The sequence below is a fragment of the Gilliamella sp. B2969 genome, assembly GCF_026536195.1.
Lineage (GTDB): Bacteria > Pseudomonadota > Gammaproteobacteria > Enterobacterales > Orbaceae > Gilliamella.
Genome location: NZ_JAFNOP010000006.1, coordinates 71,348 through 95,999, shown reverse-complemented (window position 1 = coordinate 95,999; position 24,652 = coordinate 71,348). Strand labels below are relative to the sequence as shown.

The window sequence follows — 24,652 nt, the reverse complement described above, 5'->3', positions numbered from 1 at the left end:
ACAATATTCTGAGATAACACATGAAAACTTATATTCCAGGCAAAGATGCCGCCCTTGAAGATTCCATCCAATATTTTCATCAACAACTCGCTAAATACCAATTAGAGGTAAAAGAGGCCTCTTGGCTTAATCCTGTGCCAAATGTTTGGTCGGTGCATATTCAAAACACACAGTGCCCACTCTGCTTTGCTAATGGTAAAGGCGCAAGTAAAAAAGCCGCTTTAGCTTCTGCACTCGGGGAATATTTTGAACGTTTATCAACTAATTACTTCTTTTCTGACTTTTACTTAGGACAACAAGTTGCTAATTCTGATTTTGTTCATTATCCAACTGAAAAATGGTTTGCAATACCTCAAGATAATAGCTTGCCAAAAGGAATCTTATCCGAAAAATTACTTAAGTTTTATGATCCTGATCAGGAATTAACTGCTACTGATTTAGTCGACTTGCAATCAAGTAATGCTGAGCGTGGCATTTGCGCACTGCCTTTTGTACAACAATCCGATCAGAAAACGATTTATGTACCGGTTAATTTAATTGCTAATTTATATGCTTCCAATGGTATGTCAGCGGGCAATACGCGTAATGAGGCTCGAGTGCAAGGGTTATCAGAAATTTTTGAGCGTTACACTAAAAATAAGATAATTGCTGAAGCAATAAGCTTACCAACTATTCCGCCTGAAGTCATTAACCGTTATCCGGCTGTTTTAGCCGCTATAAATGCGCTTGAAAGTGAAGGCTTTCCACTTTACTGTTTTGATGCTTCTCTTGGCGGTGAATTCCCTGTTATCTGTGTCGTATTATTGAACCCAAACAATGGTACTTGTTATGCCTCATTTGGTGCGCATCCTGACTTTGGTGTCGCGCTTGAAAGAACGGTTACGGAACTACTACAAGGACGTAGTTTGAAAGATCTTGATGTGTTTTCTCCACCAAGTTTTGATAATGACGAAGTGGCTGATTTAAGTAACTTAGAAACCCACTTTATTGACTCAAGTGGCTTAATTTCGTGGGATCTATTTAATAAACAAGCTGATTATGAGTTTGTTGACTGGGATTTTTCTGGCACAACAGAACAAGAGTTTGATAACCTTATGGCGATTTTTGCTCGACACAAAACAGAGGTTCTTATCATGGACTATGAACATCTTGGTGTTTATGCCTGTCGCATTTTAGCTGTAGGTATGTCAGAAATCTATCCGCCAGAAGATCTTTTAATTGCGAATAATAATATGGCAATTGAGTTTAGAGATCTGATTTTATCTTTACCGAATAAAAAGCTGACAGCAAAACAGTATTTGGCAATTATAGAGCAGCTAGATGAGCAGGGGCTAGATGATTTTGCTCGCGTTCGTGAATTACTTGGTATTGCAACAGGTAAAGATAATGCATGGTTAACTTTACGTGTTGGTGAGTTAAAAGCAATGTTAGCATTAGCCGCAAAAGATTTAGTTCAAGCACAAACATGGATCGATTGGACAATTGAAATGAATGAATCAATTTTTACCTCAGAACGGAATCATGCTTATCGTTGTCTGCAAACATTAGTCAGTTTTATCATTGATCGGGATAAAAAACAGTTTGAGAATTATCAAGACGCATTTAATAAAATGTATGGCAAAAATTGTGTTGATCAAATGTGGCAATATGCCAATGGTGAGAAAAAGTTTTTTGGTTTAACGGATTTATTTAACGATCCTAATATGTCAAATAACGATCTTGAACAATTTACAATGCATCAAAAATTGCTTTCTGTTTATCACAAACTGCATCAGGCAATGTTATAAGAAATTGAATTATATTCCACCGATTGTTTCGGTGGAATAAATCTAACATTGATGTTTAACCTTTTCTAGCAAAGTCTGCGGCTTGTTCAACAAGCTCCTTTTCAGGTCTAATTCCAGTGTACAATACAAATTGTTCAAGTGCTTGGATCACCGCTACATCAGCGCCAGAAATTATTGTTTTGTTTAATTTGCTTGCGTATTTAATCATTGGCGTTTCAACAGGTAATGCGACTACATCAAACACAATTTCGGCTTGTTCAATCATTGTCGTAGGGAAAGATAGTTGATCAGCTTCGATACCGCCCTGCATTCCAATTGGTGTAACATTAATAATTAATTTTGCTTGTTCAGCAGGAACTTCTGTTTCATCTTTTATCCATTTATAACCATAGCGTTTTGCCAGTGCTTGTCCTTTTTGTTGGTTTCGAGCTGCAATAATCCCGTTTTTAAAGCCTTTATCGTAAAAGGCACCAATAACGGCATTGGCCATACCGCCACTCCCTTTTAGTACAAACGGCGTGGTATTTTCTATCTGATTTTCTTCAATAAGTTTAGCTACAGCAATATAATCAGTGTTATAAGCAGTTAGATGATAATTGGTATTAACAATGGTATTGACTGACTGGATTGAACTTGCTGAAACATCTAATTCATCGATAAACTCAATACACGCTTGTTTATAAGGCATTGAAATTGCACAACCGCGAATGGCTAACGCTTTAATACCATAAATAGCGTCTTTTAAATTATTGGTTGTAAATGCTTTATAAATATAATTGAGATCAAGCTTTTCATATAAGAAGTTGTGAAAACGGGTTCCAAAATTGCTTGGCCTTGCAGAAAGTGACATACAAACTATGGTATCTTTATTAATAATTCTTGCCATTGTAACGAATCCTTGTGATTATAATTGATAATTAACTTTATTTTACCACTTTTTATATTAGCGTATATTTTGATTATGGTAGCCAATAATACTGGTCCTAAAATACAGCAAGAAAAAGCAACGATTAAGGTAATGATTCATTTATATTGCCACAAAAAACATCATACTGAAAAGCATCAATTGTGTAATGAATGTGATGATCTATTGCAATATGCGATGCGAAGACTCATCTTATGCCGCTTTGGCGAAAATAAAACAACTTGCGAAAAATGCCCTAAACATTGTTATCGTAAAGATTACCAACAAAAAATCAAACAAGTGATGCGATTTTCTGGTCCAAGAATGCTAATTTATCACCCGATTATGGCATTGAAGCATTTATATAAAAATTTGTTTGATTTAAAAAAATAAAGCTATTAGTTTTATTGTTAAACGTCGTTTGAAAATAGGTTGATCATGATAGGGTTAAAGTTGCCAGTGATAAAAATAAATCATTTATTTGAGGTTGATTGTTTTAGGTGTTAATCATTCTTAACAAACATTTACATAAATACACATTACAATTTGATTATTCTATTTTACTATTAGACTGGATGTTTGATATTATCGCGCACAAATGAGTTACATTAGATAATATATATAAGCTAATATATTGTATTTTATGAAAAAGTTAATAAAATTAGCTACAAGGAGTAGTAAAAATATGTTAAAATATGGTCTTAATCGGGCATCGGGCATCGGGCATCGGGCATCGGGCATCGGGCATCGGGCATCGGGCATCGGGCATCGGGCATCGGGCATTATTAGATAGTCTAGTTACAACAAGTCATCGCGTCAGTGGATTATCCTCGCACTTATCGACTTTTATCTCTTTTTTCACATTTTTAAAATTTTTATATTTCCTTAAACACTTTTCGAGCATTATTTCGTTAAATAATTCATATGTAAAAGATTATTTTAAATCAATTCAATCGACATTAGCGCAATGTTCTTTATTGATATTTTTTATTTTATTGACGACTCATACCGCTCAAGCATTAAGTACAACGACAGCAAAAGCGATAGAAGGCAGTGCGCCGGAAGTGATAAATATCGATTTGGCAGCGAATAAGCAAGGATTTACGGTTAATGGTGTTTTTTACAGTGAAGCAAGCAACAATATCAAGGGTGATGTAATTAAGGAATTTAGTGGTGAGTTAAGCCCTGCTGATTTTATCGTTAAGAATTTTTACTATAATTCATTGGATAACACATTAAATTATGCGGATAAAGATGGTGATGGGATAGATACATCAAAGCCATTTTTACTCTCATTTACCAGTAAACAGTGGTATGACAGTAATGGAAAATTAATTACAGATACTAGTAAAACGATGGGATGCGGAAGTAGTTATCCGATGCCATTAACGCTTGAAATAACAACACAAGTAAAGACCTATTCTAAATATGGCATGCCGAGGGAAAGTGATTATGTGCCAATAGTAAAACGTTATCAAATTTCTTCTAAACCTCAAGTTTGTTATGCTAAACCTTATTCTTTAGAAATATTTCCTATGTATCAATGGCGTGGGGTTAATTCATCTACAGGTGGTATTGCTGATTGGAATCAAGAAACGTACAAAGTTCCAAATCCTGTCTATGGGGGTGGCTATACTGCAGATTATGTGCCTAACATGGGGTTTAAAGTAAATCCAACGGTATCTGCTGGCAAAAAATTCCCAATGACAGGTTTTCCTGGTGCAAAATTTCAATTAATTGTTTCAGGCGCACAGACTGATTATAGTTTTAGTATTCCCAATAATCCTGGTGGGCAAGTGACTATCGACCCACAGGGGTATGTCTTACTAAAAGGAAAACCAACCGGTGATGTTACGGTACGGGCTGCATTGAAACGAGATCCAACAATTAAATTTGATTATACGTTTAATCCAACCAGTGTTTGGGCTATTCCACAAGGAGACTTTTATGGTACTTACGAGCAGGTCAAAATTAAATGTGGTGGTGAACAAAATATGTTTTTACGTAGTGAGTTAACGAATTCTCCTGTTAAATCAGCCCCTTTAAATTGGGTGTTACATAATAATGTTTATACACGATCTATTGGTGAAAGTATTTTATCAGAATGGGGATATATTGAAGGCAAAAAGTCTTATCCTGATGCCAATTGGGGAGCTCAAACCTTAGCAAGTACAGCTGGTTATTCCTATTCTCATTATTGGACTAAAGAAGTTCATGATGCGTTTTCTCACTTTATTGTTATTACTGGCGATGGCGCAGTTTCTTTTATGGGCAATAACAGTGATATTGATCTAGTAGATAGTAGAAAATATCTTAGGGCAGTTTGCAAAGGTTAATTCTTCACTGAAGTAAATTATAACATTAACTTTTATTTTAATTAAAGAAAGTTACCCAGTCACCGGCGTGTTAGCGCGAAGTCGCTAGCACGCCAAAATTGAAGAACAAAAAATGAGCATGCATATTACTAAAAAGTTAGAAATTAGTCGTCGACTTGGCTATCTAAGTTTAATTGATGAGGGGAGTTTTTTAAGAATTTATAATCAATCAGCTTATATCATTAGTGAGCTATATCAACAGAAGTTGAAGATAATGCATAATATCCTAGGTAAATTGAACAATTACCCTATAGTTTATTGCGGGTTTCCTAAAAGAAATCTTTCATTGCATTTTAATAACGCTCAAAAAATGGAATGGGGCTATCAAATAGCTGGAGATTTCGATTTAAGTGGATATCAAATGTGGTTTAATCAATTTTTTACTTTATCAAAGAAAGATATTAATACTAGAGCCAATCCCCTAGTTCATCATCAATCTAAAATTATAAATCAATCACAACAACCTAAAATAATGCCAAAATTATCCCCAAAAACTGTAAGAACAACGCTGCATCTTAATGCTAATCAATTAATTTTTCTAAAAAATTGGCAGCCTGATAGTGATAATAACAAAATAACCCAACAATTTATGCTTAGTTTACAGCGGCAATTGTTCAGATCTTAAGTGAGATCATTATTTAATGAAAGGATAACTATTTTTTTTCTTTTGTTTTGTAGATCTTCAATAAACTAACGATTAATAATCGGTGAGATTAGTCAATAAAATAATATAGATTTAACGTGCATTTTAATCGACTTATCGTAGATTCTTAACAAACATTTACATAAATACACATTACAATTTGATTATTCTATTTTAATATTAGACTGAATTTTTGATATTATCGCGTACAAATGAGTTACATTAGATGATATATATAAAAGCTAATATGTTGTATTTTTTGAAAAAGTTAATAAAATTAACTACAAGGAATGGTAAAAATATGTTAAAATGTGGTCTTAATCGGGCATCGGGCATCGGGCATCGGGCATCGGGCATCGGGCATCGGGCATCGGGCATCGGGCATCGGGCATCGGGCATTATTAGATAGTCTAGTTACAACAAGTCATCGCGTCAGTGGATTATCCTCGCACTTATCGACTTTTATCTCTTTTTTCACATTTTTAAAATTTTTATATTTCCTTAAACACTTTTCGAGCATTATTTCGTTAAATAATTCATATGTAAAAGATTATTTTAAATTAATTCAATCAACATTAGCGCAATGTTCTTTATTGATATTTTTTATTTTATTGACGATTCATCCAGCCCAAGCATTAAGTACATTGACAGCGAAAGCGATAGAAGGCAATGCGCCGGAAGTGATAAATACAGTTTCGGCCGCGAATAATCATGGGTTTAGAGTGGGCGGTGTCTTTTATAGTGAAGCGAGTAAAAATTTAAAGGGCAATGTGGTAAAGGAATTTGATGATGACAGTTTGACGCTAAAAGATTTTAGGATACAAGAATTTGGTATAGATACTTTGAAGGTTGGAATAAATTATCGAGATAAAGATGGCGATAAGGTGAATCCATATATTCGATTTTTAATCGATGATACGAGTTACAAATGGTATGACAGTAATGGAAAAGTAATCACCGATTTGAGTCAAAAACTAGGTTGTGGAGGTGGATATTCGCTGCCCTTAACTTTAGAGATAACCACGAGTGCGAAGACGGTTTCAACCTATGGCATACCAAATGAAAGCGACAATGTGCCTATAACTAAGCGTTATCAAATTTCCTTTAAACCTCAAGTTTGTTATGCTAAACCCTATGCTATTGAAAAAATGCCACAATTTCAGTGGTTAAGTTTTGATAGTAGTAATACATTCGTTGCATGGAATGATTCACGTTATACGTCAAGGACAGCTGTTGGTGGTGGCTATACAGCAGATTATGTTCCTAATAAGGGGTTTAAAACTAATCCAACCGAATCGGGAGGGAAAACATTTCCTACTACCGGCTTTTCTGGTGCCAAGTTTCAACTAATAGTCGCAGGCGTACAAACTGATTATAGTTTTAGTATTCCCAATAATCCTGGGGGGCAAGTGGCTATTGATCAACAAGGTTATGTCTTACTAAAAGGCAAACCAACTGGTAATGTTACTGTACGGGCTACATTGAAACGAGATCCAACAATTAAATTTGATTATACATTTAATCCAACCAGTGTCTGGGCGAATCCGCTTAAAGATTTTTTTGATATTTGGAGTGTTGCTATTCAAAGATGTAGTATAAATAATTTGCTCTCATACTCGGAGTTAACCAATACACCTGTTGATGATCGTTTAAATGGTTCTTTTGAAATTATAAATGGTTATACAAGAGCCATTGGTCAGGGACTTCTACCCGAATGGGGTTATTCAACTCAACAAACTTATCCTGATTCAACATGGCGAGATGAAGGCGATAGATATTGGACAAAAGATTTATATTATCAAAGTAGTTATGGTACTCATATTGATGTTAATTCAAGTTCAGGTCTTTTAGGGGTAGATGCTGATGCAGTAGGGGCTCCTGACTATTTGGTTTGTCGACAATAACGGCTTTTTATCTGTTTGGTTGGTATAAAAATGAAAATTGATAAGAAGTTAGATTTATTGAGTCAATATCAAGGTATTTTATTATTTCGTGAAGGATTATTTTTACGTGCGTATAATCAGTCTGCCTACATTTTAAATGAGATACTTGGACAACAGCTAAAATTGAAATTTTATCAAGCTACAGGTGCTCGAAATCAATGGATTGTTAAGTGTGCCTTTCCGGCAAATAAGATAAACGAACGTTTACCGGGAGCGACCTTAACCTCTTTTGGTTACCTAATTGCTGGTGAATTTGATTTAACGAATTATGGTCAATGGTTTGCGCGACGTTGCCTTGAAGAGAATGAAATGAACGAAATGGCAAAAGCCGACTCCGAGTCGTTATCAACGACGAGCCGTCGGCGTCGGAGCTCGCACTATATTTGAGCAAAATCTAGACAATAGCTAACTGCTATTGTCTAGAAAAAAATATTTGATTTGTGTTCATATTACATCATCGTTAGCAAAACAAGCTGAATTTTAATTGATTAATTTTGAAAACGAACGCGTTTTTAACAGATCTAAAAAATTTAATAATTGAATAGACACTGACACAAGATAATATAATGTTTTGTAATTAAGCATAATTAATCAATCTGTTAAGGTTATTTAATTATTATTTTTAAAAATTTTTGATGATAAAGTTATTTTACTGACTTTATTACAAAGTGCCGCCTAGTTTTACTAAACTTATATCATAAATAATCAAACCAATATTTTTATTGTGCTTCTCAACAACAAAATTTACAATATCTTCCTGATATATCAGTTAGGTTATACACAATGTCTATCGCTGTTGTTGAAATAAATCGTAAATCAATTCTGCATAATCTTGACGTTTTAAAAAATCAAGCACCGCAAAGCGCACTAATGGCTATTGTTAAAGCCAATGCTTATGGTCATGGTGTTGAGGGCATCGCTAAGTTATTGCAAGATAAAGTCAGTTATTTTGGGGTTGCAAGAGTTTCTGAAGCATTATTTTTAAGAAAACTTGGTATTAATACACCGATTGTCTTACTTGAAGGTTTTTTTCCTCATGATGATGTGGCGGATTTGATCGATTTTAATTTGCAACCGGTGATCCACGCTAGTTGGCAAATTGATGCTTTAAATAATATTGCCATTGACAATCAAATTACCGCATGGTTTAAAGTTGATACAGGAATGCATCGGTTAGGGTTTCATTTAGATGAAGCACAAGCCGAATTTAATCGGCTTGCTAATTGTCAAGTGATACGTAAATCGATAAACATTATTAGCCATTTTAGCTCAGCGGATGAATTTGATTCAGCACAAACTAACAAACAAAATGCACGATTAGATGCGTTTATTCATTCTTCAGGTAATAAATCATTGATCAATAAACTTTCTATTGCTGCCTCTGGAGGAATATTGCATTGGCCGGATTCTCATCGTGATATGATAAGAGCAGGAATTGCGTTGTATGGTGTTTCTCCTTTCAACGATCCTATTGCGGATCTTAAACCTGTAATGACATTCAAATCTGAATTAATTGCTGTGCGTAAACATAAAAAAGGTCAAGCTGTCGGTTATGGTCAAATCTGGACAAGCCACAAAGATACGCTTTTAGGCGTGGTTGCTATGGGATATGGTGACGGTTATCCACGTAATATTGCGGAAAATACGCCTGTCGTTATTAACGGACGCCGAGTGCCAATTGTGGGGCGAGTTTCGATGGATATGATTGTGATCGATTTAGGGATCGATAGTCTAGAAAAACCCGGTGATGAGGTCATATTTTGGGGTAAACAGTTACCTGTTGAAGAGATTGCTAAACACACCGGTATCAGTGCATATGAGCTTTTAACGCGCTTAACTTCCCGCGCAAAAATTCACTATATAGATTAATCATTATGACAAAAAAAATATTTTTATATACGATTCTTACACTCATTATTATTATAGGTGGTGCAATTGGTATTAGTTACTATTTTCTGCACCAATTCTCAAAACAGCAAATGCAAGTCACAGATGACAACCAAATATTTGTGCTTAAAAAGGGAACAACTTTGCATCAATTAGTTGCTGAAATAAAACAAAACAACTTAATGCAACAAGCTTATTTGTTACCTTATCTTTATAAATTAGATCCTTCGTTGAGTTCGATAAAAGCTGGCACATATCAATTACATGCTCACATGACAGTTGAAGAATTTTTACAGTTACTAGTCTCTGGAAAAGAGAGTAATTTTTCTATTCAATTTGTTGAAGGTAAACGCGCTAAAGATTGGCTTAATGTGCTTAAAGCTACACCTTATATTCAACAAACACTCGATGGCAAATCCAATGAAGAAATTGCTAAATTATTGGGTATTGATGGTTCAATCGAAGGATGGTTATCACCAAATACATATCTTTATACGGCCGATTCGACAGATGTAAGTATATTAAAACGTGCTTATCTGACCATGAAAAATAATTTACAAAAAGTATGGGATAATCGTGATAAAGATTTGCCATATCGATCGCCTTACGAAATGTTAATCATAGCTTCAATTATTGAAAAAGAGACGGGCATTAGTTCTGAACGAGCGAATGTTGCTTCGGTATTTGTGAATCGATTAAAGGCAAAAATGAAATTACAAACTGATCCAACGATCATTTATGGCTTAGGTGATAATTATACTGGTGCCATTAGGCGCTCAGATCTAACCGATACCAACAATCCGTATAATACTTATGTTATTGAGGGGTTACCGCCTACACCTATTGCTATGCCTAGCCTTGCTTCTTTAGAAGCCGCTGCTCACCCAGCTAAGACCAACTATCTGTTTTTTGTGGCAACAGGCAACGGTGGTCATACGTTCTCCAATAGTTATGGTAGTCATCAACAAGCAGTAAATGAATACCGTAAATTAACGCGTGATGTTAATTAATCTTATCGCTATCATCGCCGCATAAATCAGTATGCGGCATCTATAACAAATTCCAAAAATGTAAGCATAACGGTTTAATTGCGTTCATTTTCGGTGGATAGTTTGTCAAGCTGTTTAATAAGATGTAACAGTTGAACGGTATTTTCAGGATGTTCTTTTAAGGCTTCTTCAAAATAAGGATGAAGTGCAAATGTCGGAATATTGGTTTTGGCATCGATAAGCGCCAAAATCCGCGGAATAAAAATCCATTGTAACCATTCATGACTTTGCATAGTATCAATTGCAAAAGGTTCTTGGCTTAAAAAAGCAGCAGTTGGTGGTGGCGTTGTTTGCCATAAACGAATGTTTTGTAATTCAAGTTTGATTAACTCAAGTTGTTTTACTATTTTTTGGGCTTGTGACAATTCATCAATAAGTTTGCGATAATATTGCCAATTAAAACAAGGTCCAGGATCAGTTTTACGTTCTGGTGCAATATCGCTATGACCAGTAATATTTTTAATGCCATACGTGTGTTGCAACAATAAGGTAACAGCGGCTAATTGTTGATATTGATAATCCGTAAAATCATCTGTATCACAACCCTCCATTTCAATGCCAATCGAAAAATTATTACAATTCTCCCTACCTTCAAAACGTGATTGCCCAGCATGCCAAGCTCGCTTATCAAATGGAACAAATTGAATTATCTGACCATCACGACGAATAAATAGATGGCTAGATACTTCTAGTTGATAAATTGTTGCAAAATAGGGATGTTCGTTAGGATCAAGTTTACCCGTAAATAGTTGTTCAACATAAGGACCACCATATTGATTTGGCGGTAAACTGATATTATGAATCACTATTAATGAAATTTCTTCATTAGCAGGGCGATCATTATAATAAGGTGAAATGACTTGTTTTACACCCTGTAACCAACCATTAACAATATTAAGTGACATATGGACTCCAATAAACTTTGCTTTATACAGTGAGGATAAAATTTAATTTTGCGATAACGTTCTCAAACATTCTTCTTGCATCTTAAATAGTTGCAATAAATATCAATCATTACTTCCAAAATGAATTTTTACATATTATTTCATTTTTTTGTTTTGCTATAAAGTCACTACCTTATTCACTAACTTTAACTCACGAGAAAATTATGACAGCTCAATCAGGATTTACCTTGTTTGAACTTATGATTGCAATAGTTGTTATTGCTATTCTTACAGCCATTGGCTTGCCGGCTTATCAAGGTTATGTAAAAAAGGCGGCTTTAACCGATATGCTACAGACTATGACAGCTTATAAAACCGCTATTGAAATATGTGCAATTGAACAAGGTCATTTAACACATTGCAGTAATGGTAATAATGGTGTGCCCATCAGTAAATCATCGAATTATGTCACATCTGTTTCTGTAACTAACGGCGTGATTACTTTGGTTGGCAAGAGCGCTTTATTGGGATTAACCACAACCTTAACACCGACAATTAATACCACTGAAGGTAATTTAGTTTGGACCCGAAATTGTTTAACAACACCGATAGATACGTCTTTAACACAAGCTTGTGAAGCTATTTTTAAATTTTGATCGTTAAAACGATTGACAAGGAATATGTGATGAATGCAGAGCAATTAGTTGAAAGTTTAGATAAATTATTGTTGTCAGCATTAGATAAACGGGCTTCGGATATTCATTTTGAACCTTATTTACATCATTATCGTATTCGCATGCGAATTGATGGTGTGCTGCAAGATATGCTTATGCCACCATTAGCTTTAGCAAAACAAATTGCCGCTCGGTTAAAAATTATGGCAAAGTTAAATATTGCTGAGCAACGCTTGCCACAAGATGGTCAATTGATAGTAGATCGTTATGCAATGCGGATATCTACGTTACCGGTCATTAATGGTGAAAAAATCGTGCTGAGAGTCATGGACAATAATGAATCGGAACTCACCATTGATGATTTAGGATTAACACAACACAATCTTTCAATATTTCAACAAATTTTAGATTATCCTCAAGGGTTGATTTTAGTGACTGGGCCAACCGGTAGCGGGAAAACGGTTACCTTATATAGTGGATTAAAAAAGTTAAACAAACCTGAGCGTAATATTTGTAGCGTTGAAGATCCGATAGAAATCCCCATTGATGGCATTAATCAAACTGCCATAAATGTTAAAGCAAGTTTAACCTTTGCTGTTATATTGCGAGCCTTACTTAGGCAAGATCCCGATGTGATAATGATTGGTGAAATTCGTGATCCTGAAACAGCAGAGATTGCTATTCAAGCAGCGCAAACAGGACATTTAGTTTTATCCACATTGCACACCAATTCAAGTTTAGAAGCCTTAATTCGATTAAATCAAATGGGAATTAAAAATTATCTGGTTTCCTCAAGTTTAAAATTAATTATTGCCCAACGTCTTGTTCGTAAGCTTTGTCAGTATTGTAAGGTTGTCGCAAGTCAATTAATAGTGCTAGGAGGAGAAACAACAGCTCATTTTATTGCTATGGGCTGCGAACATTGTTTTGGTGGGTATCATGGGCGCATAGGATTATATGAATTTTTACCAATAACGGCAGAAATACAACATCAATTACTCCGTGACCAAATGATTTCGCCTACCAATATGATAACGCTTAAAGTTGCAGGACAAAAACTGGTTAAAGATGGTGTTACCACCATTGCAGAATTGCAACGTGTTTTGGGTGATTATCTATGAAAAGGCTCTACGTATGGTATGATTTGGATTTTAATGAAAATAAAATAATTGCGTCTTCTCAGCAAGACGCGAAAAAACAGCTATTATTACAAGGCAAAATTGCCATCAAAATAAAAGCAGTTAAATATATTAATAAACATAGTTTTACTCGTTTAGAGTTACTGGTTGTTACTAAACAAATAGCAACGATGCTTAAAGCAGGTCTTTCTATTGTTGATAGTTTACTTATTTTAGCGAAAGAGCACCCTCATCCTCATTGGCAATATCTTCTTGTTGAAATTGAACAACAGATTGCAAAAGGGGAACCTTTATCAAAAGTTTTAACTCATCATCATTTGGTCTTTCCGACACTTTATTGTGAAATTGTTGCAATCGGTGAGATGACAGGACAATTAGATTCAAGTTTTGAACAGTTAACGTTACAACTTGAAAAATCAATAAAACTACAAAAGCGTATCAAACAGGCCATGCGTTATCCATGCTTTTTACTCACGGTATCTATAATTGTGATAGTGATAATGTTATTAGTGGTTTTACCTAAGTTTGCTCAGATCTATCAAGATTTTGATGCTCAATTGCCGTTGTTTACCCAGTGCGTTATCGATTTGTCATACTTTTTACAACGGGCTTGGTTCGTTGTTTTAATTACTCTATTACTAAGCTATTTATTGTATCGGTATTATCTTAAGCTTCGCTATCAAGATGTGATTGATAGTTATACAATAAAATTACCTATAATCGGTAAAGTAATTGCTACTACTTGTTTAACACATATCTTTCAAACAATAGCAACAACTCAACAAGCTGGCATCCCTTTACTTGCAGGTTTGACCACTTCGGCTAATACGATTATGCATCGCGTGTATCAAAAAAGTATTTTTTATATGATAGCCGAAATCGAAAAAGGGCTTTCATTTAGTCATGTTTTACAAACACAACCGTGTTTTCCAACTTTATGTCGTCAATTGATCCACATAGGAGAACAATCCGGTACGCTGGATTTAATGCTAACCAAGTTAGCCGATTACTATGAAGCGCAGAGTCAAACATTAACTGATAATCTATCTCAATTAGTTGAGCCGTTGTTAATGTTAATACTAGCGCTAATCATTGGAAGTTTAATAATCGCTATGTATTTGCCTATCTTTCAACTTGGCGAGGTGATTAACTAATGATAGCTTGTATTATTGCGATGTTAGGTGCATGTATGGGCAGTTTTATTTGCGTTGCTTTTAGTCGGTTTTCGCCATTACATTCTCCTTTTATTTATTTATCGGCCATAAGTTTAACAAGTTCATCTTGTCCAAATTGCTTGAATAAACTGAAAGTTTGGCAATTAGTTCCGTTGTTGTCTTATTTGCTATTAAGGCAACGCTGTTATGCATGTCAGGCTAAAATACGGGCTCACTATTTTTTGCTAGAGTTAGCTATGTCAGTGTTGTTTATGGTGATTTATTGGCATAAAGGTATTACTGCGCAAAGTATTGTGTTAATGATGTTGGGTTGTTATTTTTTACTATTAGCCTTAATCGATTTTAAATATTATTTATTGCCGGATTTTTTTACGCAACCATTAATGTGGGGAGGCTTATTGGCGGCATATTTGAATATCAGCAATATACTATTAGCCGATGCATTTATTGGTATTTTATGCGGATATCTTTTATTAAAAGTACCGGCTAGTTTATTTTATTTAATTTCAAACAAGCATGGATTAGGCGGGGGAGATATAAAATTACTTGCTGCGATAGGTGCATGGATTCCTTATCATTTAATTTCTTTATTAGTAATTATGGCTTCAATATTGGGTATTTTTTATTTTCTGATCTTAAACTATCTTTTTTATCGACAATCATTAAAAGTTATTCCATTTGGTCCATTTTTATTAATTTCGGCGTATTGCTGCTGCTATTTTAGTTAATTAAATGATTAAAATGGTCAAATTTTGCTCATACACATCTAATTTTTATATATAACGTAAATCAATTAAATATTTGCTTCTTTTTCAAAGTTCATCAGTTAACTTATCTGTATTTTAATATATAACTAAAATCACTAATCATAGTAAAAATAGTTATTTTTATAAAAGCTAGAATAGCAGTATAGTACTAATCAATAAACTGATTAAGTTTACAATTGAGAATGAATAAGGAATGTATAATGAGTCGTATTAATGAATTGAAATCAGAGATGATTGCATGGCGTCATCACATCCATGCCCACCCAGAAACCGCATTTGAAGAGAAGAAAACAACGGAATTTATAATTGAAAAGCTTAAATCTTTCGGTATAACTGAGCTCTATACCGATTTTGCACCAACTGGTGTTGTGGGTATTATTAAAGGCAAAAAAGAAGGGCGAGTTATCGCATTGCGTGCCGATATTGATGCTTTAGATATTATAGAAGAGAATAAAATAGATTATTGTTCAACTATCCCGGGTAAAATGCATGCCTGTGGTCATGATGGTCATACTGCAACATTATTAGGCGTGGCTAAATATTTGAGTGAACACCGTGATTTTTCGGGTACAGTCGTTGTTATCTTCCAGCCAGCTGAAGAAAACGAAGGCGGTGCTCGTGTTATGGTTGAAAATGGCTTGTTTGATCGTTTTCCAATTGAAGCTGTTTATGGTATTCATAATCAACCGAATATGAAATTAAATCATTTTTACATTAACCATGGACCAATGATGGCATCATATGATGTTTTCGAAATCAAAGTAACAGGTGTTGGCGCTCATGCTGCCGCTCCTCATCTTGGTAAAGATACAATTTTAACGGCAACACAAATCGTAAATAGTTTGCAAAGCATTGTCAGCCGCAATGTCGATCCTATTAGCTCTCTTGTGGTGAGTGTTACGCAAATACATAGTGGCGATACGTGGAACGTGTTACCACAACAAGCGGTAATTCGTGGTACAGTTCGTGCTTTTAGCGCCGATGTACAAGATATGGCTGAGCAACGCATTACACAGATTGCAACAGGTATTGCCAGCACATTCGAAGCTAAGGCTGAGGTTGATTATCAACGGCGTTACCCAGCAACAATTAACTATGCTAAGCAAGCTGATATTGCGATAGAAGCTGCTAAAAACGTTGTTGGTGAAAATGGTCTTATTATCGATCCTTTACCATCAATGGGCTCGGAAGATTTTGCTTTTATGCTGCAAAAAATACCAGGCGTATATGTGTGGCTAGGTGCTGGCAAAGGTGCTAATTTACATAATCCAGCCTACAATTTTAACGATGAAGTTTTAATAACCGGGGCGCAATACTTTATTGAAATAGTCAATCAAGAACTTGGGGGATAACTCAACCTAACATTTTTTAATTGTTATCAGAAATTTACTTAACTAATCAGTTAACTATCTTTTTAAATGTAGATGTTAACTGATTAGCTTTCACTGATCTTAACAAGCCTTAATCAATTAATGAAAACAAAGTTTACTCGCTACAGCGCCTTTTACTCTAAATTGTGTGTTGAGATCGATGCCATTAGCAAGTACAACTTGAACATAAATATCGTTGTCTTGATTTAATTTCATCGTTGCAAGGACTTGACCGCTTTCACGCCAATTGCCATCAATCTGGCATTCGATGGTATCACCAATATTGGGTAAACTATCGCTTTTACCCGTTAATAAATAAAGCCCTCGTTTATTAGCGCCACGAAATTGAGCTCGAGCTACCATTTCTTGACCACAATAACAGCCTTTATCAAAACTGATGGCGTCATAATATTGTAAATTACATGCTTGAGGCAGTAATGTTTCACAATTTTCTTTATCGATAATGGCATAACCTGCTTCTAAATCAAGTTGAACCCATCGGCTACAAGGTTGTAAATCCTCATCGATAGTTTGAGGAGATACCCTAATTGCCCGTGTATGAGGTAAATTTAATTTGATATAAGTAATATTATTATGGGTAATACAATTTTGATGATTGAATTGGTCAATAATATCTGCGGGTATAGCATCGTATTCTAAACCAACGATATTTAAATCATTAACCTGCTCGATAGAGACTTTAGAAAATACGGCATATTTTTTTAAAGCAGCAATTTGCACATCAGCAACACTTTTACGTAAGATATAGTAGATATCTTGTCCTCGTTGAAATAATAGCATGTTACTCCACATTCTGCCTTTAGCATCACAATGTGCAGCAAACAAGGCAGTTTGCTGAGAAAGGTGATCGATATCAATCGTCACTTGTCCCTGTAAATATTTGCGATTATCCACTCCAGATACTTTTACTAACTGCCAATCGGCAAGTGAAATGGGTTTAATTGAGAAATTGCTCATAATAGTGCCTTTTACAAATAAAGAATTTTAACATCAGTAACACTAGAGTTCCAATTTTCTAAAGTGTTAAAACAAAACAAAAATGACTGGAAAATCAATATATAATATTTTGATTACTTTATTAAACTCCCTTTATTTTGATTTTGCAAATTTACACCATTATTTTTTTATTGTGATTTAGTTAAAAGTTATATTATTGACTTAATTGATTTTATATATAAGTTAATGCACAATAAATCAATAGATGACAAAAAAGTTATATTGGAGGCAATAAGCATGGCAAAATTGTCAGGTGCAGAAATGGTCATTCAATCATTGATTGATCAAGGAGTAAAACAGATATTTGGTTATCCTGGTGGTAGTGTTCTTGATATTTATGACGCAATTCATACACTTGGTGGTATTGAACATATATTAGTCCGTCATGAGCAAGCAGCTGTGCACATGGCTGATGGTTACGCTCGAGCTACGGGTGATGTTGGTGTTGTGTTAGTTACATCGGGGCCAGGCGCGACTAACACTATTACCGGTATTGCAACTGCCTATATGGATTCTGTGCCACTGGTTATATTATCTGGACAAGTAGCAAGTAATTTAATTGGCAATGATGCATTCCAAGAGTGCGATATGGTCGGTATTTCAAGACCGATTGTTAAACATAGTTTTTTAATCAAAGATACTCAAGATATTCCAGAAATTATCAAAAAAGCATTTTATATTGCGTCAACCGGTCGCCCTGGTCCTGTTGTCATTGATTTACCAAAAGATATTGTCAATCCTGCTAATAAATATAATTATCATTATCCAAAATCAGTATCGATGCGTTCTTATAATCCAACAATACAAGGACATAAAGGACAAATAAAAAAAGCGCTAACGACACTTTTTACAGCTAAAAAACCGGTTCTTTTTATTGGTGGTGGTGTGATATCTGCTAATGCAAGTGAGGCGATCAAACTGTTTGCTGAAAAATTGAATCTGCCTGTTGCTTCAACGCTGATGGGCATTAGTGCTTTCCCCGGAACAAATAAACATTATCTAGGCATGATAGGTATGCACGGTGTGTATGAAGCCAATATGTCGATGCATAATGCGGATGTTATTTTGGCTATCGGTGCACGTTTTGATGATAGAACAACTAATAATGTTGAAAAATATTGTCCTAAAGCCAAAATAATTCATGTCGATATCGATCCGACATCAATATCTAAAACCATCATGGCAAGTATTCCTGTTGTTGGTGATGCTAAAGTTGTTGTAGAAACTATGTTAGATCAAATTGATGAACTAAACATAGAGCGTGACTTAGATGCCTTGGTTGATTGGTGGAAACAGATCGATCATTGGCGAGCTCGACATTGCCTTGCTTATAGTCATGAAGGTAACAGTATTAAACCGCAAGAAGCAATTGAAGTATTATATAAATTAACTAAAGGCGATGCTTATATCACTACCGATGTAGGTCAACATCAAATGTTTACAGCGCTTTATTATCCGTTTGATAAACCAAGACACTTTATTACTTCAGGTGGACTTGGTACCATGGGCTTTGGCTTACCTGCCGCACTAGGTGTTAAATTGGCCTTCCCAAAAAATCGAGTTGTTTGTGTAACCGGTGATGGTAGTATTCAAATGAATATTCAAGAACTATCAACAGCATTACAATATGGTTTACCTATTTTGATTTTGAATCTTAATAATCGTTTTTTAGGTATGGTTAAACAGTGGCAAGACATGATTTATGCAGGGCGACATTCCTCGTCTTATATGGAGTCATTACCTGATTTTGCTAAAATTGCTGAAGCTTATGGTCATGTTGGCATAAGTATTAATAAGCGTGAAGAGCTTGAATCTAAACTTAAACAAGCGTTAGCAATTAAAGATCGACTTGTTTTTGTAGATGTGATGACCGATGCTACAGAACATGTTTATCCAATGCAAGTTCGTGGTGGTTCAATGAGTGAGATGTGGTTAAGTAAAACGGAGAGAACCTAATGCGTTATATATTATCTATTTTAACTGAAAATGAACCTGGTGCATTGTCTCGAATAATTGGTCTATTTTCACAACGTGGTTTTAATATCGAAACCATCACAACGGCGCAAACCGAAGATCCAACCATGCATCGTATGACCATTCAAACCTCAGGCGATGAGCATGTACTTGAACAAATTCAAAAGCAACTTCATAAACTAATTAATGTATACCGTGTTAATGATTTAACCGAAGGCCCTCATGTTGAGCGTGAAATTATGTTAGTTAAAGTTGCCGCTAAAGATTCAGATGCACGTGACGAAGTGAAGCGATGTGCCGATATCTTTCGAGGATCAATTGTTGATGTGACTGCAACGCATTATATTGTTCAGTTATCGGGCACCAGTGAAAAGCTTGATTCGTTCTTATTATCAATTAGAGAAACATGTAATATTGTGGAAACAGTCCGATCAGGGATTATTGGTTTGTCGCGTAGTGAAAAAACAGTCAAATAGTTATGTATTTAGTTTGCTTATAACAAGGTACCTTAAGTGCCTTGTTAAGTGCTATTTTTAGTTAATTTTTCAAATATTATGACATGTTACATCAATAAATCATGCTTAAACTCGCACATCTAACTTTGTTTTAATTGTCTTTGATCTTAAGGTTTTCACTAAACTAAGATATGTTCTAAACGGTAGTAATATTGAAGTTACATCAACAATCAAGTTACTATTAAAAATACTGATTAATCAAATCATTCAGCCTAAACAACAGCTAAACGTAATTATTCAATTGAGACCTATACTTGATTCTGTTATACTATCTTCCCGTCTGATTCTTCGTATATTGTGTTGGTTTTTATGGTTTAAAAACGCACAATATTATTCTAATAAATTAATAATGGTCTGGTATTAATGGTTACGAATTATATTTTTGTTACAGGCGGTGTCGTTTCTTCTTTGGGTAAAGGCATTGCCGCAGCGTCTCTTGCTGCAATTTTAGAAGCCCGCAATTTAAAAGTCACCATGCTCAAACTCGATCCCTATATTAATGTTGATCCGGGCACAATGAGTCCTATTCAACATGGTGAAGTTTTTGTTACCGAAGATGGGGCAGAAACTGATCTTGATTTGGGGCATTATGAGCGTTTTATTCGCACTAAAATGACACGCAAAAATAACTTTACTACTGGGCGAATTTATTCCGATGTACTACGTAAAGAGCGACGTGGTGATTATTTAGGGGCAACTGTTCAAGTTATTCCCCATATCACTAACGAAATTAAATCACGCGTGATTGAAGGTGCAAAAGGTTTTGATGTTGCTATTGTTGAAGTTGGCGGCACAGTGGGTGACATTGAATCACTTCCATTTTTAGAAGCAATTCGTCAATTAGCCGTTGATGTTGGTCGTGAACATACGTTATTTATGCATTTAACGTTAGTACCTTATTTAGCTTCGGCTGGGGAAGTAAAAACCAAACCGACACAACATTCAGTGAAAGAGCTGCTATCAATTGGTATTCAACCTGATGTATTAATTTGTCGTTCAGATCGCATTATTCCCGCTAATGAACGTGCTAAAATTGCACTATTTTGTAATGTACCTGAGCGCGCAGTTATTTCATTAAAAGATGTTGATTCTATTTATAAAATCCCTGCACTATTAAAATCTCAGAATTTAGATACATTTGTTTGCAATCGCTTTCACCTTGAATGTAAAGAAGCTGATCTGTCTGAATGGGAACAGGTAATTTATGAAGAAGCCAACCCAATAGGTGAAGTTACCATTGGTATGGTTGGAAAATATATTGCTCTACCTGATGCTTATAAATCGGTAAACGAAGCATTAAAACATGGCGGATTAAAAAATCGTTTAACTGTTCATATTCGATATATTGATTCTGAAGATCTTGAATCTCGTGGTACGGAATTATTACAAGGTTTAGATGCGATTTTGATTCCTGGTGGCTTTGGTTATCGAGGTGTTGAAGGAAAAATCATGGCAGCTCGTTATGCGCGTGAAAATAAAATTCCTTATTTAGGTATTTGCCTTGGTTTACAAGTTGCTTTAATTGAGTATGCTCGTAATAAGGCTGGTATTAAAGATGCCAACTCTACAGAGTTTGTTAAAGATTGCGCTAACCCAGTTATCGCGTTGATCACAGAATGGAGTGATGAATCTGGTAATGTGGTTCAACGTAATGAGAACAGCGATTTAGGTGGTACTATGCGATTAGGTTCGCAAATTTGCCATTTAGATACAAATTCTAAAGTATTTGATATGTATAAAAAAGAGTCGATCACTGAACGTCATCGTCATCGTTATGAAGTAAACAACAATTTATTACCGGAAATTGTGAAAGCTGGATTGAAGATCACTGGACTATCAACTGATAAGAAATTAGTTGAAATTATTGAGATTCCAGAACACCCTTGGTTTGTCGCATGTCAATTCCATCCGGAATTTACTTCAACACCACGAGATGGACATCCATTGTTCAGTAGTTTTGTGAAAGCTGCTAAAGAGTATCAAGATCAGCAGCAAAAATAGTTTATTTTTACATTAGTTATATATCTGTCATATAGAGGAAAAAAACATGGCAAAAATCGTTAAAGTACATGGTCGTGAAGTGATCGACTCTCGTGGTAACCCAACAGTTGAAGCCGAAGTGCACTTAGAGGGTGGTTTTGTTGGTCTAGCAATTGTTCCATCTGGTGCGTCAACTGGTTCACGTGAAGCACTAGAACTTCGCGATGGTGACAAGTCTCGCTTTTTAGGTAAAGGCGTATTAAAAGCTGTTGAAAATGTTAATGGACCTATTGCTAAAGCTGTTTTAGGAAAAGATGCTTTAGATCAAGCAGCTATCGACCAAATCATGATTGATTTAGATGGTACTGATTTCAAATCTAACTTAGGTGCTAATTCAATTTTAGCTGTATCTTTAGCAAATGCTAAAGCAGCAGCAGCAGCTAAAGGTGTACCACTTTATCAACACATCGCTGATTTAAATGGTACTCCAGGTCAATACTCTATGCCATTACCAATGATGAACATCATCAACGGTGGTGAACACGCTGATAATAACATCGACTTACAAGAATTCATGATTCAACCAGTTGGTGCAAAAACAGTGCGTGAAGCAATTCGTATTGGTTCTGAAGTATTCCACAATTTAGCTAAAGTTTTACACGCTAAAGGTATGAATACTGCAGTTGGTGACGAAGGTGGTTTTGCACCTAACCTAGATTCAAATGCTGAAGCATTAGAATGTATTAAAGAAGCAGTAGAAAAAGCAGGTTATGTATTAGGTAAAGACATTACTCTTGCGATGGACTGTGCTGCATCTGAATTCTATAACAAAGAAACCGGTAAATATGTATTAAAAGGCGAAGGTAATAAAGAGTTTACTGCTCAAGAATTTACTCGTTATTTAGAAAGTTTAAGTGAACAATATCCAATTGTTTCTATCGAAGATGGCTTAGATGAAAGCGATTGGGAAGGTTGGGCATACTTAACTAAAGAATTAGGTCACAAAATCCAATTAGTGGGTGATGATCTTTTCGTTACTAATACCAAAATCTTCAAACAAGGTATTGAAAAAGGCATTGCTAACTCAATCCTAGTTAAAGTTAACCAAATCGGTACATTAACTGAATCAATTGCAGCAGTTAAAATGGCTAAAGATGCTGGCTATACCGCTGTGATTTCTCACCGTAGTGGTGAAACAGAAGATTCAACCATTGCTGATTTAGCCGTTGGCTTAGCAGCAGGTCAAATCAAAACTGGTTCTATGAGCCGTTCTGATCGTATTGCTAAATACAACCAATTAATGCGTATTGAAGAAGCGTTAGGTTCTAAAGCACCATTTAACGGTTTAAAAGAAGTTAAAGGTCAATAATTAATTTTTAACAAAAATTAATCGTTATTTAAAAACGGTGATAAATTCACCGTTTTTTATTTTCATTTTATTTAATATAACCTTATATAAGGATAGTTGCACTGACTTATATTGTGTTGTACCCTTATTGCCTTGATTTTATGACTTATCTTTAATATTGCATATTAAGTAATACTTGAGTCATTTTATATTTTTTTAAATTAACCGAGTTTAGTTTTTTCTGATTATGAATAATATTACAAATATGCCCCAGCCTAAAAGTAAGTGGCAACTTTTTCACTGGCTTTGTGTAGGCAAACTTCCACTTAATGAACTTTGGCTTAAACCAACTTATCGATATAAGTTCTTTTTTCGCACACTTTTTTTAAGTCCAATTACACTCAAATTGCTTGATAAATTAAGACAATATCCTTTACTTGGTTATTACCTTTCCTGCCAAACCAATTTACCTTGTAAATTACAACGGCCGTATTTATCATCATGTTTGACACAAAAAGAGCGTTTAGCTGCTTTAGTTTATCATTATGATTTTTTATCAAAGCAATCCGGCAATATGTCTAAGGCTTTTTATAACCCAGAATCGCCTTATATTTTGGCTAATATCGACGCTAAAAACGAAACAAACATACAAATAGCTATTCAAGCGCGAAATAAATATGCGCGTGAAGGTGAATTGAGTCTCTATTTTTATGATAATGACGGTATTGATTTAGCAACTTTAACCTTCACCCTTGTCGAATATCAAAACAAATCTACGCTATTTATTGCTGGTTTACAAGGAACAGGGCATCATGAAGCACGAACACGCGTACAAAAAGCAACAAAACAGTGCTATGGACTTTTTCCAAAACGCGTCGCGGTAGAAGCGGCATTAATTATTGCTAAATATTTTAATTTAGAACAGGTGATTGCTGTTGGCAATAACACACATGTGTACAATAACTGGCGATATAATAGCCGACAAGAAAGAATTTTATCGGATTACGATGATTTTTGGTTAACAATTGACGGTAAACCAGATTCCAGAAACTTATTTATATTACCGACCGAAATTAATCGAAAATCGATTGACGAAATAGCGAGTAAAAAACGCTCGGAATATCGTAATCGTTATGCATTATTAGATCAGCTTAAAGTTAGCATTGAGGAAAGTTTATCCTCATTACGTTGATAATGAGGATATATTAGAGCAGAGTTTTA

General features: G+C 35.0%; 21 protein-coding genes and 1 pseudogene. 18 read left to right on the top strand and 4 right to left on the bottom strand.

Annotation, left to right across the window (positions count from 1 at the left end; genetic code table 11):
* Positions 1-20 precede the first annotated feature (20 nt).
* Positions 21-1,787: a 30S ribosomal protein S12 methylthiotransferase accessory factor YcaO gene (gene ycaO / locus J3U66_RS06825; RefSeq protein WP_267348510.1), complete on the top strand. Its 1,767-nt coding sequence runs from the start codon at positions 21-23 to the stop codon at positions 1,785-1,787.
* Positions 1,788-1,842: 55 nt separating this feature from the next.
* On the opposite strand, the gene J3U66_RS06820 is transcribed toward ycaO, so the two are convergent.
* A complete protein-coding gene (locus J3U66_RS06820) occupies positions 1,843-2,673 on the bottom strand; it encodes a shikimate 5-dehydrogenase (protein ID WP_267348508.1) in 831 nt (276 codons plus the stop codon).
* A gap of 75 nt (positions 2,674-2,748) precedes the next feature.
* Between J3U66_RS06820 and J3U66_RS06815 the strand changes: the two genes are divergently transcribed.
* From J3U66_RS06815 to mltG, 7 genes are all read left to right on the top strand, one after another.
* Positions 2,749-3,084 (top strand): nitrous oxide-stimulated promoter family protein, encoded by a 336-nt coding sequence (locus tag J3U66_RS06815; protein ID WP_267343899.1) that lies wholly within the window; start codon positions 2,749-2,751, stop codon positions 3,082-3,084.
* Between the two features lie 302 nt (positions 3,085-3,386).
* Entirely contained in the window at positions 3,387-5,027 is a 1,641-nt protein-coding gene (locus J3U66_RS06810) for a hypothetical protein (RefSeq protein WP_267348506.1), read from the top strand.
* Between the two features lie 118 nt (positions 5,028-5,145).
* Positions 5,146-5,691 (top strand): hypothetical protein, encoded by a 546-nt coding sequence (locus J3U66_RS06805; RefSeq protein WP_267348504.1) that lies wholly within the window; start codon positions 5,146-5,148, stop codon positions 5,689-5,691.
* 329 nt (positions 5,692-6,020) lie between these two features.
* Positions 6,021-7,613, top strand: a complete 1,593-nt coding sequence (locus tag J3U66_RS06800; protein ID WP_267348502.1) for a hypothetical protein — start codon at positions 6,021-6,023, stop codon at positions 7,611-7,613.
* A gap of 30 nt (positions 7,614-7,643) precedes the next feature.
* Positions 7,644-8,039 (top strand): hypothetical protein, encoded by a 396-nt coding sequence (locus J3U66_RS06795; RefSeq protein ID WP_267344567.1) that lies wholly within the window; start codon positions 7,644-7,646, stop codon positions 8,037-8,039.
* 396 nt (positions 8,040-8,435) lie between these two features.
* Positions 8,436-9,521: an alanine racemase gene (alr, locus tag J3U66_RS06790; protein WP_267344569.1), complete on the top strand. Its 1,086-nt coding sequence runs from the start codon at positions 8,436-8,438 to the stop codon at positions 9,519-9,521.
* Positions 9,522-9,526: 5 nt separating this feature from the next.
* On the top strand, positions 9,527-10,549 hold the full coding sequence (gene mltG / locus J3U66_RS06785) for an endolytic transglycosylase MltG (RefSeq protein ID WP_267348500.1): 1,023 nt from the start codon (positions 9,527-9,529) through the stop codon (positions 10,547-10,549).
* A 74-nt stretch (positions 10,550-10,623) separates the two neighbouring features.
* Here mltG and J3U66_RS12920 read toward each other — a convergent pair whose 3' ends face one another.
* Together J3U66_RS12920 and ampD are read right to left on the bottom strand one after the other, a co-directional pair.
* Positions 10,624-10,953 (bottom strand): YqcC family protein, encoded by a 330-nt coding sequence (locus tag J3U66_RS12920; protein WP_416379555.1) that lies wholly within the window; start codon positions 10,951-10,953, stop codon positions 10,624-10,626.
* Positions 10,954-11,493: pseudogene (gene ampD / locus J3U66_RS12915) on the bottom strand (1,6-anhydro-N-acetylmuramyl-L-alanine amidase AmpD); the annotation flags it as partial.
* A gap of 203 nt (positions 11,494-11,696) precedes the next feature.
* Here ampD and ppdD point away from each other — a divergent pair.
* The 5 genes from ppdD to J3U66_RS06755 all read left to right on the top strand — a co-directional run bounded on the left by ppdD (position 11,697) and on the right by J3U66_RS06755 (position 16,579).
* Positions 11,697-12,128, top strand: coding sequence for a prepilin peptidase-dependent pilin (gene ppdD / locus J3U66_RS06775; protein ID WP_267332967.1), 432 nt, complete (start codon positions 11,697-11,699; stop codon positions 12,126-12,128).
* 29 nt (positions 12,129-12,157) lie between these two features.
* Complete coding sequence (locus J3U66_RS06770) at positions 12,158-13,267, top strand: ATPase, T2SS/T4P/T4SS family (protein ID WP_267332966.1); 1,110 nt, start codon at positions 12,158-12,160, stop codon at positions 13,265-13,267.
* Entirely contained in the window at positions 13,264-14,439 is a 1,176-nt protein-coding gene (locus tag J3U66_RS06765) for a type II secretion system F family protein (protein WP_267348498.1), read from the top strand. The genes J3U66_RS06770 and J3U66_RS06765 overlap by 4 nt, the downstream gene beginning before the upstream one ends.
* Positions 14,439-15,188, top strand: coding sequence for a prepilin peptidase (locus J3U66_RS06760; protein ID WP_267348496.1), 750 nt, complete (start codon positions 14,439-14,441; stop codon positions 15,186-15,188). Before J3U66_RS06765 ends, J3U66_RS06760 begins: the two co-directional genes overlap by 1 nt.
* Positions 15,189-15,427: 239 nt before the next feature.
* Complete coding sequence (locus J3U66_RS06755) at positions 15,428-16,579, top strand: M20 aminoacylase family protein (RefSeq protein WP_267332963.1); 1,152 nt, start codon at positions 15,428-15,430, stop codon at positions 16,577-16,579.
* 117 nt (positions 16,580-16,696) lie between these two features.
* Here J3U66_RS06755 and ygfZ read toward each other — a convergent pair whose 3' ends face one another.
* Positions 16,697-17,575, bottom strand: coding sequence for a tRNA-modifying protein YgfZ (ygfZ, locus tag J3U66_RS06750; protein ID WP_267348494.1), 879 nt, complete (start codon positions 17,573-17,575; stop codon positions 16,697-16,699).
* A gap of 276 nt (positions 17,576-17,851) precedes the next feature.
* Between ygfZ and ilvI the strand changes: the two genes are divergently transcribed.
* The 5 genes from ilvI to J3U66_RS06725 all read left to right on the top strand — a co-directional run bounded on the left by ilvI (position 17,852) and on the right by J3U66_RS06725 (position 24,623).
* Entirely contained in the window at positions 17,852-19,570 is a 1,719-nt protein-coding gene (gene ilvI, locus J3U66_RS06745; RefSeq protein WP_267348493.1) for an acetolactate synthase 3 large subunit, read from the top strand.
* Positions 19,570-20,064, top strand: coding sequence for an acetolactate synthase small subunit (ilvN, locus tag J3U66_RS06740; protein ID WP_065633503.1), 495 nt, complete (start codon positions 19,570-19,572; stop codon positions 20,062-20,064). Before ilvI ends, ilvN begins: the two co-directional genes overlap by 1 nt.
* A 402-nt stretch (positions 20,065-20,466) precedes the next feature.
* Complete coding sequence (gene pyrG, locus J3U66_RS06735; RefSeq protein WP_267332960.1) at positions 20,467-22,104, top strand: glutamine hydrolyzing CTP synthase; 1,638 nt, start codon at positions 20,467-20,469, stop codon at positions 22,102-22,104.
* Between the two features lie 46 nt (positions 22,105-22,150).
* Positions 22,151-23,452 (top strand): phosphopyruvate hydratase, encoded by a 1,302-nt coding sequence (gene eno / locus J3U66_RS06730; RefSeq protein ID WP_065633501.1) that lies wholly within the window; start codon positions 22,151-22,153, stop codon positions 23,450-23,452.
* A 226-nt stretch (positions 23,453-23,678) separates the two neighbouring features.
* On the top strand, positions 23,679-24,623 hold the full coding sequence (locus tag J3U66_RS06725; protein ID WP_267332959.1) for a VirK/YbjX family protein: 945 nt from the start codon (positions 23,679-23,681) through the stop codon (positions 24,621-24,623).
* Positions 24,624-24,652 lie beyond the last annotated feature (29 nt).

Bases quoted from the DNA above. Each gene is read 5' to 3' on its own strand.
- J3U66_RS06815 (WP_267343899.1), top strand. From the start codon at position 2,749: ATGGTAGCCAATAATACTGGTCCTAAAATACAGCAAGAAAAAGCAACG.
- J3U66_RS06755 (WP_267332963.1), top strand. From the start codon at position 15,428: ATGAGTCGTATTAATGAATTGAAATCAGAGATGATTGCATGGCGTCAT.
- J3U66_RS06725 (WP_267332959.1), top strand. From the start codon at position 23,679: ATGAATAATATTACAAATATGCCCCAGCCTAAAAGTAAGTGGCAACTT.
- pyrG (WP_267332960.1), top strand. From the start codon at position 20,467: ATGGTTACGAATTATATTTTTGTTACAGGCGGTGTCGTTTCTTCTTTG.
- J3U66_RS06760 (WP_267348496.1), top strand. From the start codon at position 14,439: ATGATAGCTTGTATTATTGCGATGTTAGGTGCATGTATGGGCAGTTTT.
- J3U66_RS06805 (WP_267348504.1), top strand. From the start codon at position 5,146: ATGCATATTACTAAAAAGTTAGAAATTAGTCGTCGACTTGGCTATCTA.
- J3U66_RS06770 (WP_267332966.1), top strand. From the start codon at position 12,158: ATGAATGCAGAGCAATTAGTTGAAAGTTTAGATAAATTATTGTTGTCA.
- ilvN (WP_065633503.1), top strand. From the start codon at position 19,570: ATGCGTTATATATTATCTATTTTAACTGAAAATGAACCTGGTGCATTG.
- J3U66_RS06795 (WP_267344567.1), top strand. From the start codon at position 7,644: ATGAAAATTGATAAGAAGTTAGATTTATTGAGTCAATATCAAGGTATT.
- alr (WP_267344569.1), top strand. From the start codon at position 8,436: ATGTCTATCGCTGTTGTTGAAATAAATCGTAAATCAATTCTGCATAAT.
- ppdD (WP_267332967.1), top strand. From the start codon at position 11,697: ATGACAGCTCAATCAGGATTTACCTTGTTTGAACTTATGATTGCAATA.
- ygfZ (WP_267348494.1), bottom strand. From the start codon at position 17,575: ATGAGCAATTTCTCAATTAAACCCATTTCACTTGCCGATTGGCAGTTA.
- eno (WP_065633501.1), top strand. From the start codon at position 22,151: ATGGCAAAAATCGTTAAAGTACATGGTCGTGAAGTGATCGACTCTCGT.
- mltG (WP_267348500.1), top strand. From the start codon at position 9,527: ATGACAAAAAAAATATTTTTATATACGATTCTTACACTCATTATTATT.
- J3U66_RS06820 (WP_267348508.1), bottom strand. From the start codon at position 2,673: ATGGCAAGAATTATTAATAAAGATACCATAGTTTGTATGTCACTTTCT.
- ilvI (WP_267348493.1), top strand. From the start codon at position 17,852: ATGGCAAAATTGTCAGGTGCAGAAATGGTCATTCAATCATTGATTGAT.
- ycaO (WP_267348510.1), top strand. From the start codon at position 21: ATGAAAACTTATATTCCAGGCAAAGATGCCGCCCTTGAAGATTCCATC.
- J3U66_RS06765 (WP_267348498.1), top strand. From the start codon at position 13,264: ATGAAAAGGCTCTACGTATGGTATGATTTGGATTTTAATGAAAATAAA.
- J3U66_RS06810 (WP_267348506.1), top strand. From the start codon at position 3,387: ATGGTCTTAATCGGGCATCGGGCATCGGGCATCGGGCATCGGGCATCG.